Raw genomic sequence first — 2,397 nt, forward strand, 5'->3', positions numbered from 1 at the left:
CCGCCGGCAATGAGAGACCCCGACGCGTTGATCGGCCGGGCCGGCGTCCGCGGTGATCCGGACCGCGATCAGCACTTTCTCGTCGACGACCGCGTTCTCGACCGATTGCCGACGTATCTCGAGGAGATCGATGCGGACACCACCCATCTGCTCGAGATCGGTGGCGGAACGGGCGCGCTGACCGACCGACTGCTCGCACTCGCCGGCGAGAGTGGAGAGGTAACGGTCGTCGAACGCGACCCCGACCTGGCGGCCTTCCTGCGCGAAGAGTTCACCGACGCGATCGACGCCGACCGGCTGACAGTGATCGAAGGCGACGCCCTCGAGGTCGATCTTCCCGACTTCACCGCCTCCGTCTCGAATCTTCCCTACGGCGTCTCGAGCGAGATTACCTTCCGGTTGCTCCCCGAAGGGAAGCGGCTCGTACTGATGTTCCAGCAGGAGTTCGCCGAACGAATGGTCGCCGAACCCGGTACCTCGGAGTACGGCCGGCTGTCGGTCTCGACCCAGCACTACGCGGACGCCGAACTCGTCGAGACGGTTCCGAAGGAAGCGTTTTCGCCACCGCCGGCCGTCGAGAGCGCGGTCGTCCGACTGCGTCCCCGCGATCCGGAGTACGACGTCGACGACGAGGAGTTCTTCCTTCGATTCGTGAAGGCACTGTTTACCCAGCGACGGAAGACCATCCGTAACGGAATCCGGAACACGGCCCACATCTCGAGGCTCGCGGATCCAGACGCGGTCGTCGACGCCGCCGACGAGGACGTACTTCGCAAGCGCGCGGACGCGATGGAACCCGCGGCGTTCGCCGCGCTTGCCGAGTTGGCGCTCGAGGAGAGCGGCCTCGAGGGCGACTGATACGGTTTACTGTAAGTCATTTCCAGCGCAACCGCCGGTAAATCGTTACAGCAATCCGTATGAAACGGGTCGCCAGGCCGACACGACGGGCCCTCAACCAACGGATACTCAAACCTTCGACGACGACTGGGCGAGAGACCACGCCCATGTCGGTGATACTGGCCGGACTCGACTGGCTGTCCCAGACCGTCGAGTCGACGGAACTGCGACTCGTGGTGACGGTCGTCGCGTTGGGATTCTTGCTCGTAGTCCTGTTTACTCACCGGAACGTACAGCGGTGGGTTACCGACCGCTCCAAGCCGCTGTACGGCGATCTCGCCGCGTTCGGCCTGCTCACCGGTACCTGCCTGTTCAGTCTGGGGATCGTCGTCGGGGTCTGGGGACAGACCGCCGAACTTCAGCAACAGGTTTCGGACTCCGCGATCGGGGGCGAAGTCATCGCACGGGCGATCGTGTCGTTCATCCTGCTCGTCGCGACGTTTATCATCATCCGGTTTCTCAAACGCGTACTCGACGAGGTGTTCGGCTCGGCGACGACGGTGACCGATCACCAGCGCGAGATCACACACCGAACCACGCAGGTCGTCGTCTGGTCGGTGTCGCTCGTGATCGTGCTCGGCGTCTGGATCGACGACCTCGGCGGCCTGCTGGTTGGAGCCGGGTTCCTGGGAATCGTCGTCGGGATGGCCGCCAGACAGACGCTCGGAACGGTGTTGGCTGGCTTCGTGTTGATGTTCGCCCGTCCGTTCGAAATCGGCGACTGGATCGTCGTCGAGGACGAGGAGGGGATCGTCACCGACATCTCGATCGTAAACACTCGCATCCAGTCGTTCGACGGGGAGTACATTATGATCCCGAACGACGTCATCGCCTCGAGTACGGTCACGAACCGGTCGAAACGGGGCCGACTCCGCATCGAGATTGACGTTGGCGTCGATTACGACGCGGATGTCGATCAGGCCGCCGACATCCTCGAAGACGTGCTTTCGGACCTCGAGTACGCCCTCGACGCGCCCATGCCACAGATCGTCTCGAAGGAGTTCGGAGACTCGGGAGTCGTTCTCGGCGCGCGGTTCTGGATCGACAAGCCACGCTCCCAGTGGCGCTGGCAGGCACGAACCGCCGCGATCAACGCGATCAAGCGCGAATTCGACGCCGAAGGGGTGGACATCCCCTACCCGCAGCGGGAACTCTCGAGTCGTGACGAGACAGACGTTCGGATCGACCCGACGAGCAGGGCTGGGGGCGGCGAGACGGACGTGGAGACTGCGTCGAGCCGGGACGGCGGCTCGAAGGCGGAACCGGACCCAGAGCCGGACCCGGAACGCGAACCCGAAAACGGAAACGGCGGCGGCCGCGAGTACCGAATGCGCCATCCGGAGGACAACTAACGTGGGACTTCGAGAACAACGCGACGGAGAGACCGACGTCTACCAGCCCGCCGAGGACTCGCAACTACTCGCCGAGACCGCCTGTGAACGACTCACCGACGACGAGAGGGCAGGAACCGATCCCGATCCCGATCCCGATCCCGATCCC

2 protein-coding genes and 1 pseudogene are annotated in these 2,397 nt (G+C 64.0%); all 3 read left to right on the forward strand.

Going from position 1 to position 2,397, the window contains the following annotated elements:
- Positions 1-9 precede the first annotated feature (9 nt).
- On the forward strand, positions 10-858 hold the full coding sequence (locus C446_RS02030) for a 16S ribosomal RNA methyltransferase A (protein WP_083861043.1): 849 nt from the start codon (positions 10-12) through the stop codon (positions 856-858).
- A 146-nt stretch (positions 859-1,004) separates the two neighbouring features.
- Positions 1,005-2,249 carry a mechanosensitive ion channel family protein gene (locus C446_RS02035; protein WP_006671386.1) on the forward strand — a complete coding sequence of 415 codons (1,245 nt, stop codon included), beginning with the start codon at positions 1,005-1,007 and terminating at the stop codon, positions 2,247-2,249.
- A gap of 1 nt (position 2,250) precedes the next feature.
- A pseudogene (locus C446_RS19755) lies at positions 2,251-2,397 on the forward strand (HemK2/MTQ2 family protein methyltransferase); the annotation flags it as partial.

This window comes from Halobiforma nitratireducens JCM 10879 (assembly GCF_000337895.1).
Classification (GTDB): domain Archaea; phylum Halobacteriota; class Halobacteria; order Halobacteriales; family Natrialbaceae; genus Natronobacterium; species Natronobacterium nitratireducens.